Source organism: Neoroseomonas eburnea (genome assembly GCF_018129005.1).
Lineage (GTDB): Bacteria > Pseudomonadota > Alphaproteobacteria > Acetobacterales > Acetobacteraceae > Neoroseomonas > Neoroseomonas eburnea.
The window spans coordinates 111,738-125,145 of sequence record NZ_JAAEDL010000005.1; the positions used below are offsets into that span (position 1 = coordinate 111,738).

The window sequence follows — 13,408 nt, forward strand, 5'->3', positions numbered from 1 at the left end:
CGCTTGCTCGCTCCATGGCCCGGCCCTAGACGGCCAGCGCCCCCTAACGGAGTGCGCGCCCTGACCCCCCGCGTCGCTTCGGTCCTGTCCTACGGCTTCGCGCTGCTGCTCGGCGCGGTGCTGGTGGCCGCGACCTTCCCGATCGATTTCCTGTTGCCGCATGCCGGCATCGACTGGGCGCCACAGGGCGATGCCGCGCAGCACGCCATCGCCCAGCGCTATTTCCTGGGCGACGACTGGCGCTGGCCGCCCCTGATGGCGCGCAACATCCTCCCGCCCGATGGCCTCAACATCGCCTTCTCCGACGGAATCCCGCTGCTCGCGCTGGTGCTGAAGCTGCTGCGCGGCACCCTGCCCGAGGGTTTTCACGGCATCGGCCTGTTCTACGGCATCGCCTGGCTGGCGCAGCCGGCGGCGGCGGTCTGGTGCCTGCGCGGCACGGGGGAGAAGCGGGTGTTGCCGGCGGTGGCGATCGCACTCGCCGCGGCCTCGATGCCGGCCTTCATCAATCGCTATGGCCATGCGGCGCTGACCGGGCATTTCACGCTGCTGATCGCGCTCGGCTTCTATCTCCGGCTGGTGCGGGTGCCCTCGCCCGCGCTGTGGGCGGGGGCAGTTGTCGCGGCGGTCGCGACGCTGCTCGTCCACCCTTACCTTGCGGCCATGGTCCTGGCGCTGCTCGGCGCCGCGCCGGCGACGCTGCTGCTGCGGTCGGACCGGCGCTGGATGGGGGCGGCGACAGGCTTCTGCGCGGCGGCCGGGGCGGTGCTCGCGACGATGGCAGCCTTCGGCTATCTCGGCGCGCGGGGCGACGGCGGCTTCGGGGATTTTGCCCTGAACCTGCTCTCGCCATTCTGGCCGCATCGCTCCGGCCTGCTGCCGGGCTTGGTTTCGGGCGAGATCGACGCCACCGGCCATGGCGGATGGGAAGGCTACAACTGGCTCGGTGCGGGGCTGATCGCGGGGATGCTCGCGGTGGTCGTCCTGATGCCGCGGGAAGCTGCGCGGGTCCTGCGGCGCCACGCAGGCCTGGCGCTGGTGCTGTTCGGGCTCGCGCTGCTCGCGGTCTCCTTCCGCGTCGGGGTAGGGCGGCTGGTGGTGCTGGACCTCGGTCCGGCGCCGGGCTTCCTCGAGCAGTTCCGCGCCTCGGGCCGCTTCTTCTGGCCGGTCGGCCTGGCGCTGCTGGTGGGCAGTGTGGCGCTGCTCGCGCGGGTGCCGCGCTTCGGCGCGGCTGCGGTGCTGGTGCTCGGCCTGCTGCAATTCGCCGATGCGGCGCCGAACCGCGCGGCCATCCGCGACTGGGCGGCGGCGCGGACAGCCTGGATCGTCGATGCGGCGGCTCTGCGCCGGCTGCTGGCCGAGGCGGACCGCCTGACCCTGCTGCCGACCTGGACTTGCATCCCGGCAGCCGACGCTTTCGGCGACCATGCGCGGCAGCTTCAGGTGCTGACGCTTGCCGCCGAGCGGCCGGTGCCGGTGAACTCCATGTATGTGGCCCGCTGGCGGGGCGAGCGCCCGCCCTGCGCCGATTCCGCGACGATCGCGACGCCGCTCGAACCGGGGGAACTGCGCATCATCCTGCCCGGCGCGCGGGCGGAGGCCTTGGCCCGCATGCCGGCTGCCGCGACGCTCTGCTCTCCGGTCGGCGATATCCTCGCCTGCCGGCTCAGCCCTCGGTGACGCGGCTCGGCACGTAGCGCTCGGTGAAGTAGAGCGGCCGCTGCTTGGTCTCGTTGAAGATGCGGCCGAGATACTCGCCGATGATGCCGAGCATCATCATCTGCACCCCGCCGAGGAACAGCACCACCGCCAGCAGGCTCGGATAGCCCGCCACGGGATTGCCGAAGATCAGCGTGCGCACGACGATCAGCAGCAGGTAGAGCGAGGCGAGGATCGCGGTGAGCAGCCCGACATAGGTCGCGACCTTGAGCGGTGCGACGGTGAAGGAGGTGATTCCCTCCAGCGAGAAGTTCCACAGCTTCCAGTAGTTCCACTTGGTCGTGCCGGCGGCGCGCGGCGCGCGGTCGTAGCGCACCGCCTTGGCCGGGAAGCCGATCCAGGCAAACAGCCCCTTCATGAAGCGGTGCTGTTCCCGCAGCTTCAGCAGCGCATCGAGCGCCCGCCGGCTGAGCAGCCGGAAGTCGCCGGTGTCCGGCGGCAGGTGCACCTTGCCGCCGAGCCGCTGCATGACGCGGTAGAAGGCGGCCGCGGTCGCCTTCTTCAGCCAGGTCTCGCCTTCGCGCGTGTTGCGCTGGGCGTAGACGACATCGAAGCCTTCCTGCCAGGTCGCGACCAGCGCCGGTATCACCTCCGGCGGGTCCTGCAGGTCGGCGTCGATCACCACCACGGCCTGGGTCCCGCGCGCATGGTCGAGGCCGGCGGTGAGCGCGATCTCCTTGCCGAAGTTGCGCGAGAGGTTGAGCACCGCGACGCGCGGATCGGCCGCCTGCAGCCCGAGCATCACCTCGAAGGTGGTGTCGCGGGACCCGTCGTTGACGTAGACGACCTCCCACACCAGGCCGAGCCCGGCGAGAGCGGAGGCCAGCCGGCGATGGAATTCCGGCAGCACCTCCTGCTCGTTGTAGGCTGGCACGACGATCGAAAGGGCAGGTGCTTCAGGGCTGGTCATCGGGGGTTCCGGTCGGCGTCCCGGGCGGTGTCTCCGCCCGTTCCGTCCAAGAACAGCACCCCTCTGGCCAAATCAAGGCGCCGGCGCAATTACCCCTGGGCGCTGAGGTTCAGTTCCGTCGCGATCGCCTGCCATTCCCGCAGGCATCGGATGATGTCCTCGCGGAACTCGGCGGGGCCGAGCCAGGTCGGGATGGTATCGATCTCGAGCAGCCGGCGCTGGGTGTCGGGGCTCTCCATGATCTTGCGGAACAGCCCCGCGCTGCGGTCGAGGATCGGCTGCGGGACGCGCGCCGGCGCCAGCAGCCCGATGAAGCCGGAGAAGGCGAAGCGCCGCGAGAAGCCGCTGTCCTGCAGCAGCGGCACGCTGGGCAGGGAGGGCAGCGGCCGCGTGCCCGAGAGGGCGAGCGGCCGGATCCGCCCGGAGCGGATCGCCCCGCCGCTCGCCGCCATGGAATGGAAGGCGCAGGCGACATTGCCGGCGAGCATGTCCTGCAGCATCGGCCCTTCGCCGCGATAGGCGACATGGGTCATGTTCAGCCGCGCCTCGTCGGAGAACATCTGCCCATAGGCATGGCCCGAGGAGCCCGGCGCATAGGAGCCGAAGGAGAGATCCTTGCCCCGCGCCCAGGCGACGAATTCCTGCAGCGTGTTGCCCTGGGTGGAGGGCGAGGCGCAGAGCACCAGCGGCGTCACCCCCAGCTTGCCGATCGGCGCGAAGTCGTTGACCGGGTCGTAGGGGAAGCGCTGCAGCACGACCGGCGTGGTCACGTGCGTCGTGATGGTGAACAGCATGGTGTAGCCGTCCGGCGCCGCGCGCGCCGCGGCCTCGGTGCCGATCAGCCCGCCGGCGCCGCCGCGGTTGTCGATCACGATCGGCTGGCCGAGCTCGGCCGACATCGGTTCCGCGATCAGCCGCGCCCAGAGATCGGTCGAGCCGCCCGGCGGGAAGGGCACGATCCAGCGGATCGGGCGATCCGGCCACTGGCCCTGCGCCAGGGCCGGGCGCGCCAGCGCTAGGCCGGCCGTGGCGGTGAGAATCATCCTGCGACGCATGGCCGCCTCCTCCGTCATTCTTGCGGCGAGCCTAGGGGTGCGTCGCCACTGCGGGCAAGTGCGGCGGCGCGGGGATTGCATCACTCTGCCGCAACTCTGCCGGACCCTCCCGGCCACTGGAGTTTCGCGGCATGCCCGATCCGACACCCCCCGACCCCGAGGCGATCATCGCCGCCCTGCTGCCGGCCACCGGCATTCCGCTCGATCCGGCCTGGCGCGCGGCGGTCGGGGCGAATCTCCGCGTCGCAGGCGCCATCGCCGCATCGCTCCAGACCTTCCGGCTGCCCGACACGGTCGAGCCCGCGCCGGTCTTCGAGCCTGGCCGATGAGCACCGACCCGCTGCTCGACCGCGATGCGGTCGGCATCGCCGCCGCCTTCCACGCCGGCGATGCGAGTGCGGCCGAGATCGCCGAGGCCGCGCTGGCGCGCATCGCCGCGCGCAACCCGGTGCTCAACGCCTTCACCGACGTCACCGCCGACCGGGCGCGTGCCCGTGCCGCGGCGTTGGATGCGGCGCGTGCGAGGAAGGAGGCCTTGCCACCACTCGCCGCCGCGCCCTTCGCGGCGAAGAACCTGTTCGACATCGCCGGCATCGCGACGCGGGCCGGGTCCCGCATCAACCGCGACCTGCCTCCGGCGACGACGGATGCGACCCTGGTGGCGCGGATGGAAGCCGCCGGCGGATTGCTGCTCGGCGGTCTGAACATGGGCGAATACGCCTATGACTTCACCGGCGAGAACGCGCATGACGGACCGTCGCGCAACCCGCACGATACGACGCGCATGACGGGCGGATCCTCGGGCGGTTCAGGCGGCGCGGTGGCGGGCGGGCTGGCGGCGGTGGCGCTGGGGTCGGACACCAATGGCTCGATCCGCGTGCCGTCCTCCTTCTGCGGCACCTTCGGGCTGAAGCCGACCTATGGGCGGCTGTCGCGGGGGCATTCCTTTCCCTTCGTCGCGGCGCTCGACCATGTCGGGCCGCTGGCCCGCTCCGTGCGCGATCTCGCCGCCGGCTACGACGCCATGCAGGGGCCGGACGCCGCCGATCCCGGCTGCGCACGGCGGCCGGCGGAGCCGGTTGGCGCCGGCTTCGAGGCCGGCATCGCGGGGTTGCGCATCGCGCGGCTCGGCGGCTGGTTCGCACAGCACCGGCTGGCGGAGAGCGACGCGGCGATGGACCTCGTCTGTTCCGCGCTCGGCGTGACGACGGAAGCCGCGCTGCCGGAAGCCGAGCGCGCTCGGGGCGCCGCCTTTCTCATCACCATGGCCGAGGCGGCGGAATTCCACCTGCCGCGCCTGCGCGAACGGCCGGGGGATTTCGACCCGGCGGTGCGCGACCGGCTGATCGCCGGCGCCCTGCTGCCGGCCGCCTGGCTGATGACGGCGCAACGCTTCCGTCGCTGGTTCGCCGACCAGGTCGGATCGGTGTTTCGCGACCACGACGTGCTGCTCGCACCCGCGACGCCCATGCCGGCACCGCGGCTCGGCACGCAGACCGTCACGCTCGATGGGGTGGAGATGCCGCTGCGGCCGAATATCGGCCTCTATACGCAGCCCATCTCCTTCATCGGCCTGCCGGTGGTGGCGGTGCCGGTCTGGCCGGCCGGCCGCGGCCTGCCGATCGGCGTGCAGGTGATCGCGCCGCCCTGGCGGGAGGATCTCGCGATGCGCGTTGCCCATGCGCTCGAACGCGAAGGCATCGCCCGCGCCCCCGTCGCCCCTTTCGGAGCCTGAGCATGCAGATCGACATCCCCGAGGTGAAGGCCGAGGTCGAGGCTGCCTTCGCCCGCTACGAGACGGCGCTGGTGAGCAACGACGTGCCGGTGCTCGACGAGCTGTTCTGGGAAAGCCCGCACACGGTGCGCTTCGGCGCCACCGAGAACCTGTTCGGCGCGACCGAGATCGCCGCCTTTCGCGCCGCGCGCTCCCCGGCCGGGCTGCGGCGGGAGATCCTTCGCACCTCCATCACCACCTATGGGCGGGACTTCGCCACCGCCTCGATCACCTTCCGGCGGGAGGGCTCGGCCCGCATCGGCCGGCAGCAGCAGAGCTGGGTGCGCTTCCCCGATGGCTGGCGGGTGGTCGCGGCGCATGTGAGCCTGCTGGAAACCCCGCTGGCCTGACGGGAGAGGGAAAAGGGCGGCCGGGCCATGGAGGCGGGCGGCAGCGGCCGCCCGCCCGCTGGTCAGAAGGTCCAGGAGACCGAGGCGATGAACCGCCCGTCGCAGACCTTGAGCCCGCCGCATTCCGACTGGCTGATGTCCGTGCCGTACCAGCCTGCCGAGACCGAGACGCCCCAGGCGATCGGACGCGAGACGTAGATGCTGTAGGCGAGGTAGTCCGGCGCGCCGAAGCGGTTGTTGCGCTCGATCCACTGGTAGCCGAGGCGGCCGGAGAGCGTGACGTCGATCACCGGGATCTTCACGTCGACGCCGCCTTCCAGATACCAGCCGTCGCCCGACCGGCCGAAGAAGTTCGGCGAATAGGCGGCGGTGCCGAGGAAGGTGACCGGCTCCAGCTCGTATTTCAGCTTGAGGATGGCTTCGGCATAGGCGAGCTCGTACTGCCCCGGCTGCGCGTCGTAGCCCGGATAGGTGTACCAGGTGCCGCCGACATCGATGGTGAAGCTGTCGATGGTGTGGCGCCAGCCGCCGATCAGGTCGACTTCCTGCCGTGCATTGGTGTTCGGGAAGGTGACGTTGCTGGCGAAGCTGCCGATGTAGAAGCCGGTCTCGTGGGAGAGCTCCACGGCACCCTGGATCGCGGGCCGGCTGCGCGTCTGGCTGATGTTGCGGAAGACGTAGTCGGTGGCACCGGTGATCGTTCCGGTGACCGAGAAGCCGCTGCCGAGGTCGACCTGGGCAGAGGCCGGCGTCGCGGCGGCCGCGACCCCAAGACCAAGGGCAAGTGCGGCGATTGTTTTGAGCATGTGTAGCCGTCCGATCCTTTCCTGCGTCGTCAGCGCGACGATCCAAAGACCACCAACCGGGTCCCGGTGCTTCCTCGATTGCTGACGTAGCAAAGCCTGTGCCGAGCGCGGCGCCGGCCGCTGGGCGGCAGGACCGTGGGGCGTCCGGTTCTCGATCGGAGTTGGATAAAGGCGCGATGCGGAAGCCGCGGCCGCCGCGCAAAAATCCCGCAAAGGCGCCGCCCGTCCGGCGGGGCGGCGTCCGTCGGGTCAGGCCGGCAAGGGCATGGTCCGCTTGCGCCAGGCCGAGGCCTGCACGGCCGACGACTTCACATGCACCACCACCGGCCGGTCCGTGACCGCGAAGGCCTCTGAGAGGACCGGCTCGATCTCCTCCTCGGTCCGGATGGCGAAGGCGGCGGCGCCGAAGGACTGCGCCCAGGCGACGAAATCCGGATTCACGAGCCGCGTCGCCTGGTCGTAGGGACGGCCCGGGTAGCGCCCTTCATGGTGCATGCCGATGGTGCCGTAGCCCGAATTGTCGGACAGGATCACCACCGGCGCGACGCCTTCGCGCATCGCGGTCGCGATCTCGTTGCCGGTCATCAGGATGCCGCCGTCCCCGACGAAGGCAACTGCCCGCTTTCCAGGCCGCCGCAGCGCCGCTGCCACTGCCATGGGCACCGCGGACCCCATGGCGCCTACATTCGAGGCGAGGAACATCTGCGTCTGCCGGAACGGGAAATAGCGGTGCAGGAAGGAGGAGAAATTCCCCGCATCCGAGGTGACCGCCGCATCCGCCGGGATATGCCGGGCCATGGCCGCGCAGACCGCGGCGAAATTCACCCCGTCCTCCATCCGGTCCCATTCGGGTGCGAGCAACTCGCGATGGATGGTGTTCAAGCCCTTCACCCAGCGGCGCCGCGCCTCGCTCGCCTCCGGCGCGTTGCGCGCCAGCAGGCCGCGGATCACGGCATGCGGGTCGGCCGCGATCGGCAGGTCGACGCGCCAGACGCGGCCGATCTCGTTGGCGTCCGGCCAGACCTGCACCAGCGGAAGCTGCGGGTCGGGCGCGGCGGGGAAGGTGTAGGACTGGCTGATGCTGTCCGACAGCCGCTCCCCCAGGCAGACCATGAGGTCGGCCTTCTTCATCTCCTCGATCAGCGGCCTGGGCACGCGGATGCCCATGTAGCCGCCGTAGTTGGGATGATGCGCATCGAACAGGTGCGGCCGGCGATGGGTCGGGCTGATCGGCAGCGTCCAGGCCTCGGCCAGCCGGTTGAGGTCGGCGAGCGCCGCCGCCCCGCCGGTCGCCATGGCGCCGCCGACGAGCACCAGCGGACGTTCCGCATTCGCCAGCATCTCGGCCAGCCGGTCGAGGTCCTCGGGGCGCGGGCCGGGCAGCGGCAGCGCCCGCGGCTGCACGAGGGGGCCTTCGGCGGGCTCGTCGAAGATGTCCTCGGGCAGGATCACGGCGACCGGGCCCGGTGTGCCCGATTGCGCGAGGTGGAAGGCGCGGGCGATCACCTCGCTCGCCTGGATGGGCTGAATGACCTCGAAGACGCCCTTGGTCACATCCGACAGCAGGCGGGAATAGTTCTGTTCCTGCAGCGCCAGGCGGCCGACATCCTTGCGCTCGACATGGCCGATCAGCATCACCAGCGGCGTGGCGTCGTGATAGGCGGTGTGCAGCGCGATCATCGCATTGGTGACACCCGGGCCACGCGACACCAGGGCGACGCCGGCCCGCCCGTCGCGCATCCGCCCGTCGGCCGCGGCCATGAAGCCAGCGCCGCCTTCGTGCCGGCAGACCACCAGGCGGATGCCGGGGACATCGGTCAGCGCATCGGTCAGGCCGAGATAGGACTCGCCCGGCACGCAATAGATGAGGTCGACGTCGTGGGCGGCCAGGCTCTCGGCCAGGATGCGGCCGACGGTGCGGGTCATGGGTCAGTCCTTGATGGGGTTACTCGGCGCGGATGCCGAGCTGCCGGATGACGGCGCCGAAGGCGACCCGCTGTTCGGCGAGCAGGGCGCGGAATTCGTCGGGTCCGCGCGGGATGGCCTCGGTGCCGATCGAGGCGAGGCGCAGGCGCGTCTCCTCGAGCGCCGAGGCGGCGGCGAGCTCGGCCGAGAGCCGGTCGAGGATCGGCCGGGGCGTCGCCGCCGGCGCCATCAGGCCGATCCAGCCGATGTAGTCGTAGCCGGGCAGGTCGGCCGCCTCGGCGATGGGCGGCACCTCCGGCATCAGCGCCGTCCGGCGCCCGACGGTGACGCCGAGCGCGCGCAGCTTGCCTTCGCGGATCAGGGCGCCGGCGCCGGCGAGGGTTTCGATGGCGAAATCCACCTGGCCGCCGAGCAGCGCCGCCATCGCCGGGCCGCTGCCCTGGAAGGGCACGTGCAGCACCTCGACCTGCGTGCGCGCGACGAAGAGCGCGCCGAGCAGGTGTTGCGCGCCGCCGACGCCGGAGGAGGCGTAGGTGTGCCGCCCCGGCGCCGCCCGCAGCATGGCGAGCAGCCCGCGCGCATCCCGCGCCGGGCTGTCCGTGCGCACGACCAGGACGTAGGGCGAGCCGGAGAAGGTCGCGATCGGCGCGAGGTCCCGCTCCACGTCATAGGGCAGGCGATGGATCAGCGGCCCGAAGGAGATCGGCCCGATCGAGGCGGCGAGCAGCGTGTGGCCGTCCGGTGCCGCCTTGGCGACGAAGTCGGTGCCGATCGATCCGCCGGCCCCCGGCTTGTTCTCCGGCACCACCTGCTGGCCGAGCTTGTCCGACAGCCGCTGCGCCATGATGCGGCCGACGAGGTCCGTCGCCTGGCCCGGCGGCCAGGGAATGATCAGGCGGATGGTCCGGTTCGGCCAGGCGCCCCCTTGCGCGAGCGCGGGGCGCGCGAGCAGCGGCAGGGCCGCGAGCGCCAGATGGCGGCGTGCGATCATGGACGTGTTCCATTTCCTTCCCTTGCGCGCATCCTGCCGGAACCGGCGGATGCCGCAAGGGTGGGGGGGGAGGGGGATCACTCCACACTGACGCCGGCGCGGCGGACCACCGGCGCCCAGCGCTCGTGGTCCTGCTGCACGAAGCGGGCGAAGGCGGCGGGGCTCTCGCTGGTCTCGACGTCGAGGCCGCCTTCCTCGAGCTTCCGGCGTATGTCCGTGTCGGCGACGGTGGCGTTGAGGGCGGCGTGCAGGCGCGCGATGCGGTCCGGCGGCGTGCCGCCGGTGGCCAGCAGCGCGAACCAGGTGGCGGCCTGGATCTCGGGGAAGCCGGCCTCCGCGGTGGTGGGCAGGTCCGGCATGGCGGCGTTGCGGCGCGGCCCGGCGATGGCGAGCGCGCGCACCGTCCCGGCCTGGATCTGCGGCTGCATCGGCGCGAGCGCATTGGTGAAGACCTGGATGCGCCCGGCGACCACGTCGTTCATCGCCGGGCCGGTGCCGCGATAGGGGACGTGCTCCATCTCCACGCCGAGCACCTGGGTCACGAGCGCGCCCGCCGCATGGCCGGTGCTGCCGACGCCGGGAGAGGCGTAGTTGAGCGGCGGATCGGCCGCCCGCGCCGCGGCCTGCAACTCGCGCAGCGTCGTCGCGCGCACCGAGGGATGCACGACGATGACGTTGGCGCCGCTGCCGATCATGCCGATCGGCGCGAAGGCGGTCGCCGGATCGTAGGGGATCCGCCGCCGGACGAGCTGGTTGATCGTCAGGCTGCCGGAGCCGCCGAGGAGCAGCGTGTAGCCATCGGGCGCGGCCTTGGCGACGACCTCGGCGCCGAGCGCGCCACCCGCGCCGCCACGGTTCTCGATCACCACCGGCTGGCCGAGCCGGGTTGCCATGCCGTCGGCGATCAGCCGCCCGACGATGTCGTTGGTGCCGCCGGGCGGCCAGGGGATCACCAGGCGCAGCGGCCGATCCGGGAAAGCCTGGGCGAGGGCGGGGGCGGGCAGGGTGGCGGCGAGCAACAACAGCTTTCGCCGCGGCAGGCGCGGGATGGGCATGGGACAGGTCCTCCGTGGCGCGCGGTCCCGGCCGTCGGGCCTGCGCTTTGCGGTGGAGGCTGGCGGGGGCGGCGGGAGATGTCCAGGTCGCGGGTTGGAGGGGCGGCGCCCCTCCGGTCTTCCTGATCCGGGTCGTTCGTCGCCGAAGCCAGGCGGGCGTCAGTCCGCCGCGCCCTTCTTGCGCGCTTCCCACTCCGCGACGGAGATCCGCGGGATCTCGATCCGGTCGGTGGTGCGCGCGTACCAGCCGCGCCCGTGCATGCGCCCGACGAGTTCGAGCTTCGGCGTATCGACATAGAACTTCGCCGGGTCGAGCATGCAGTCGTCGCGCACGTGCAGCGCCACGACCCTGCCCATGACGATCGTATGCCGGCCGGCCGGGACGAACTGGAAGATCTCGCATTCCAGCGCGACCGGGCTTTCGGTGATGCGCGGCACCTTCACCACCGCGCTCGGCGTCGTGGTCAGACCGGCTTCCGTGATCTCGCTCACGCCGGGCGGGAAGTCGATGGCGGTGATGTTCATCTGCTCCGCATTGGCGGCGGAGACGAGGTTCACCACGAACTGTCCCGTCGCCTCGATATTGGCGAGGGTGTCCTTCACCGCACCTGGCGCGCGCGGGCCGCAGCCGATGCCGACGACGACCGGGTTGTCCGAGAAGGCGTTGAAGAAGGAATAGGGCGCGGCGTTGACGTTCCCCGCGCGGTCCTGGCTGACCACCCAGGCGACCGGGCGCGGCACGACCGAGGCGACGACGAGCTTGTACGCCTGCTCGTGGGGAATCCTGGCGAAATCGAAGAGCATGCTGCGGAGTCCTTGGCGGGGAGATGCTGCGGAAGGTGGGGGCGCGGCGCGCGGTTGCTAGGCGGCGCGATAAGGCGGTTCCCGCCCGTCGATCAGAAGGGCTGCGAGGTTCTCGATGCAGCGCGCGCCCATGGCATCGCGCGTCTCGATGGTGGCGGAGCCAAGATGCGGCAGCAGCGCCACGTTCTCGAGCGCCAGGTAGCCCGGATGCACCTTCGGCTCGCCGTCATAGACGTCGAGGCCGGCGGCACGGATCCGGCCGGAGCGCAGCGCGGCGATCAGCGCCTCGTCGTCCACGGTGGTGCCGCGGCCGGTGTTCACCACCAGGGCGCCGCGCCTCATCTTCGCCAGGCGTTCGGCGTTCAGCCAGTGCCGCGTCGCCGCCCCGCCCGGGATGTGCATCGACAGCACATCGATCGCGGCGAGGAAGCCGTCGTCGCTGTCATGGAAAATGGCGCCCTGTTCGAGTTCCGGCGCGACCCGGCTGCGGTTGCGGTAGTGGATCTCCATCCGCATGCCGCGCGCCATGGCGGCGAGCTCCCGCCCGATGCGGCCGAAGCCGAGGACACCGAGCGCCTTGCCTTCCAGCGTCACGCCCATGAGCTGCGTCGGCGCCCAGCCGGTCCAGGCGCCGGCGCGGACCAGGCGCTCGCCCTCCCCGGCGCGGCGCGCGGCCATGAGCATGAGGGTGAAGGCGATCTCGGCGGTGGCGAAGGAGAGCACCTCCGGCGTGTTGGCCACCGCGATGCCGCGCGCGCGGGCGGCGTCGAGGTCGATATGGTCGGTGCCGACGCTGAAGGTCGCGAGGATGCGCAGCCCCTCCGGCAGGGCGCCGATCGTGCGGGCATCGAGCGCGTCGCCGGCGGCGCAGAGGATGCCGGCCGCGCCGGTCTCCACGGTGCGGCGGACGATCTCGGCGCCGTCGCGCGACCACGGCTCGTCGGCGGTGTTGAGCCGTGCGTCGAACAGGGACGCCAGCCGCGCTTCCACATCCTCCGGCAGCTTCCGGGTGACGAGGATGACGGGCTTGGCCATGGAACACTTCCTGCCTGATTCGACGCGAGGGCGCCCACCATGGCGCGGGCCGCCCTGTCTTGCCAGGGGGCGGGGGAGGGGGCAGGGTCCGCGCCTGTTCGATGGCAGGAAACGGGGTCACGAAGATGGATCTGGGTCTCAAGGGCAAGCGCGCGCTGGTGATGGGCGGGGCCAAGGGCCTCGGCCGGTCGATCGCCGATGCGATCGCCGCCGAAGGGGCGGTGCTGACGATCAGCGGCCGCGACACCGCGGCAATGGCGACGGCGGCCGAGGAGCTCAAGGCCGTGGGTGCCCAGGCGGTGACGACCGTGGTCGCGGATGTCGGCAATGGCGAGGACATGGACCGCCTGGCCGAGGCCGCGGTGAAGGCGATGGGCGGCGTCGACATCCTGGTGCTGAACCACGGCGGCCCGCCGGTCTGCACCGCTTCCGAGATGAAGGAAGCGGACCTGGTGAAGTGGTTCCAGAACATCGTCGTCTCGCCGATCCGCATCACCATGAAGCTGATGCCGGCGATGCGGGCGCAGAAGTGGGGGCGCGTCATCGTCGTCGGGTCCTCGGGCATGCATCACCCGATCCCGACGCTGGCGCTGTCCAACACGCTGCGCGCCTCGATCTGGGCCTGGCTCAAGACGCTGTCGGGCGAGGTGGCCGCCGACGGCGTGACGATGAACGTGCTCGCCCCGGGCACCATCCTGACCGACCGCGTGCGCGGCACCAGCACGGTGCGCGCGGAGAAGGAAGGCATCACCTTCGACGAGGCGCTGTCCAAGGCGGCGAAGGAGATCCCGATGGGCCGCCTCGGCAAGCCGGAGGACTATGGGCCGATGGGCGCCTTCCTGGCCGGGGAGACCGGCGGCTACATCACGGGCACGATGATCCGCGTCGATGGCGGGCGCGTGCGAAGCATGCTGTGAGCCCCCGCGGACCGGATGCGCAGGGCGCTTCGCGCGCCCCGCGCCGAAGGCCCGATCGGATGCTGC

13 protein-coding genes are annotated in these 13,408 nt (G+C 71.5%); 5 read left to right on the forward strand and 8 right to left on the reverse strand.

Annotation, left to right across the window (positions count from 1 at the left end):
- Positions 1-51 precede the first annotated feature (51 nt).
- On the forward strand, positions 52-1,680 hold the full coding sequence (locus GXW74_RS06990; RefSeq protein ID WP_211845762.1) for a DUF6311 domain-containing protein: 1,629 nt from the start codon (positions 52-54) through the stop codon (positions 1,678-1,680).
- Here GXW74_RS06990 and GXW74_RS06995 read toward each other — a convergent pair.
- Together GXW74_RS06995 and GXW74_RS07000 are read right to left on the reverse strand one after the other, a co-directional pair.
- Entirely contained in the window at positions 1,667-2,629 is a 963-nt protein-coding gene (locus GXW74_RS06995; RefSeq protein ID WP_211845763.1) for a glycosyltransferase family 2 protein, read from the reverse strand. The two genes, GXW74_RS06990 and GXW74_RS06995, sit on opposite strands and share 14 nt — an antisense overlap.
- Positions 2,630-2,718: 89 nt before the next feature.
- Positions 2,719-3,684 carry a Bug family tripartite tricarboxylate transporter substrate binding protein gene (locus GXW74_RS07000; RefSeq protein WP_211845764.1) on the reverse strand — a complete coding sequence of 322 codons (966 nt, stop codon included), beginning with the start codon at positions 3,682-3,684 and terminating at the stop codon, positions 2,719-2,721.
- Positions 3,685-3,815: 131 nt separating this feature from the next.
- Between GXW74_RS07000 and GXW74_RS07005 the strand changes: the two genes are divergently transcribed.
- The 3 genes from GXW74_RS07005 to hpxZ are packed head-to-tail and all read left to right on the forward strand — an operon-like array spanning position 3,816 to position 5,808.
- Entirely contained in the window at positions 3,816-4,013 is a 198-nt protein-coding gene (locus GXW74_RS07005) for a DUF4089 domain-containing protein (RefSeq protein WP_211845765.1), read from the forward strand.
- Positions 4,010-5,419, forward strand: a complete 1,410-nt coding sequence (locus tag GXW74_RS07010; protein ID WP_211845766.1) for an AtzE family amidohydrolase — start codon at positions 4,010-4,012, stop codon at positions 5,417-5,419. The genes GXW74_RS07005 and GXW74_RS07010 overlap by 4 nt, the downstream gene beginning before the upstream one ends.
- Before the next feature lie 2 nt (positions 5,420-5,421).
- Positions 5,422-5,808 (forward strand): oxalurate catabolism protein HpxZ, encoded by a 387-nt coding sequence (gene hpxZ, locus GXW74_RS07015; RefSeq protein ID WP_211845767.1) that lies wholly within the window; start codon positions 5,422-5,424, stop codon positions 5,806-5,808.
- Between the two features lie 62 nt (positions 5,809-5,870).
- Here the strand turns inward: hpxZ and GXW74_RS07020 are convergent, their stop codons facing one another.
- The 6 genes from GXW74_RS07020 to GXW74_RS07045 all read right to left on the reverse strand — a co-directional run bounded on the left by GXW74_RS07020 (position 5,871) and on the right by GXW74_RS07045 (position 12,425).
- Positions 5,871-6,614 (reverse strand): TorF family putative porin, encoded by a 744-nt coding sequence (locus GXW74_RS07020; protein WP_211845768.1) that lies wholly within the window; start codon positions 6,612-6,614, stop codon positions 5,871-5,873.
- A 249-nt stretch (positions 6,615-6,863) separates the two neighbouring features.
- The gene (locus tag GXW74_RS07025) at positions 6,864-8,540 is read right to left on the reverse strand and encodes a thiamine pyrophosphate-dependent enzyme (protein ID WP_211845769.1); all 1,677 of its coding nucleotides are present in this window, start codon (positions 8,538-8,540) and stop codon (positions 6,864-6,866) included.
- 19 nt (positions 8,541-8,559) lie between these two features.
- Entirely contained in the window at positions 8,560-9,531 is a 972-nt protein-coding gene (locus tag GXW74_RS07030) for a Bug family tripartite tricarboxylate transporter substrate binding protein (protein WP_211845770.1), read from the reverse strand.
- A gap of 77 nt (positions 9,532-9,608) precedes the next feature.
- Positions 9,609-10,586 (reverse strand): Bug family tripartite tricarboxylate transporter substrate binding protein, encoded by a 978-nt coding sequence (locus GXW74_RS07035; RefSeq protein WP_211845771.1) that lies wholly within the window; start codon positions 10,584-10,586, stop codon positions 9,609-9,611.
- A gap of 159 nt (positions 10,587-10,745) precedes the next feature.
- Positions 10,746-11,390 (reverse strand): flavin reductase family protein, encoded by a 645-nt coding sequence (locus GXW74_RS07040; RefSeq protein ID WP_211845772.1) that lies wholly within the window; start codon positions 11,388-11,390, stop codon positions 10,746-10,748.
- A gap of 57 nt (positions 11,391-11,447) precedes the next feature.
- Positions 11,448-12,425 carry a 2-hydroxyacid dehydrogenase gene (locus GXW74_RS07045; RefSeq protein WP_211845773.1) on the reverse strand — a complete coding sequence of 326 codons (978 nt, stop codon included), beginning with the start codon at positions 12,423-12,425 and terminating at the stop codon, positions 11,448-11,450.
- 125 nt (positions 12,426-12,550) lie between these two features.
- On the opposite strand from GXW74_RS07045, the gene GXW74_RS07050 reads away from it, so the two are divergent.
- The gene (locus GXW74_RS07050; RefSeq protein WP_211845774.1) at positions 12,551-13,342 is read left to right on the forward strand and encodes an SDR family oxidoreductase; all 792 of its coding nucleotides are present in this window, start codon (positions 12,551-12,553) and stop codon (positions 13,340-13,342) included.
- The last annotated feature ends 66 nt before the right edge of the window (positions 13,343-13,408 follow it).

What these genes read in the sequence shown, in the direction of transcription:
- GXW74_RS06995 (WP_211845763.1), bottom strand. Translation starts at nt 2,629, where the DNA reads ATGACCAGCCCTGAAGCACCTGCCCTTTCGATCGTCGTGCCAGCCTAC.
- GXW74_RS07000 (WP_211845764.1), bottom strand. Translation starts at nt 3,684, where the DNA reads ATGCGTCGCAGGATGATTCTCACCGCCACGGCCGGCCTAGCGCTGGCG.
- GXW74_RS07005 (WP_211845765.1), top strand. Translation starts at nt 3,816, where the DNA reads ATGCCCGATCCGACACCCCCCGACCCCGAGGCGATCATCGCCGCCCTG.
- GXW74_RS07010 (WP_211845766.1), top strand. Translation starts at nt 4,010, where the DNA reads ATGAGCACCGACCCGCTGCTCGACCGCGATGCGGTCGGCATCGCCGCC.
- hpxZ (WP_211845767.1), top strand. Translation starts at nt 5,422, where the DNA reads ATGCAGATCGACATCCCCGAGGTGAAGGCCGAGGTCGAGGCTGCCTTC.
- GXW74_RS07020 (WP_211845768.1), bottom strand. Translation starts at nt 6,614, where the DNA reads ATGCTCAAAACAATCGCCGCACTTGCCCTTGGTCTTGGGGTCGCGGCC.
- GXW74_RS07025 (WP_211845769.1), bottom strand. Translation starts at nt 8,540, where the DNA reads ATGACCCGCACCGTCGGCCGCATCCTGGCCGAGAGCCTGGCCGCCCAC.
- GXW74_RS07030 (WP_211845770.1), bottom strand. Translation starts at nt 9,531, where the DNA reads ATGATCGCACGCCGCCATCTGGCGCTCGCGGCCCTGCCGCTGCTCGCG.
- GXW74_RS07035 (WP_211845771.1), bottom strand. Translation starts at nt 10,586, where the DNA reads ATGCCCATCCCGCGCCTGCCGCGGCGAAAGCTGTTGTTGCTCGCCGCC.
- GXW74_RS07040 (WP_211845772.1), bottom strand. Translation starts at nt 11,390, where the DNA reads ATGCTCTTCGATTTCGCCAGGATTCCCCACGAGCAGGCGTACAAGCTC.
- GXW74_RS07045 (WP_211845773.1), bottom strand. Translation starts at nt 12,425, where the DNA reads ATGGCCAAGCCCGTCATCCTCGTCACCCGGAAGCTGCCGGAGGATGTG.
- GXW74_RS07050 (WP_211845774.1), top strand. Translation starts at nt 12,551, where the DNA reads ATGGATCTGGGTCTCAAGGGCAAGCGCGCGCTGGTGATGGGCGGGGCC.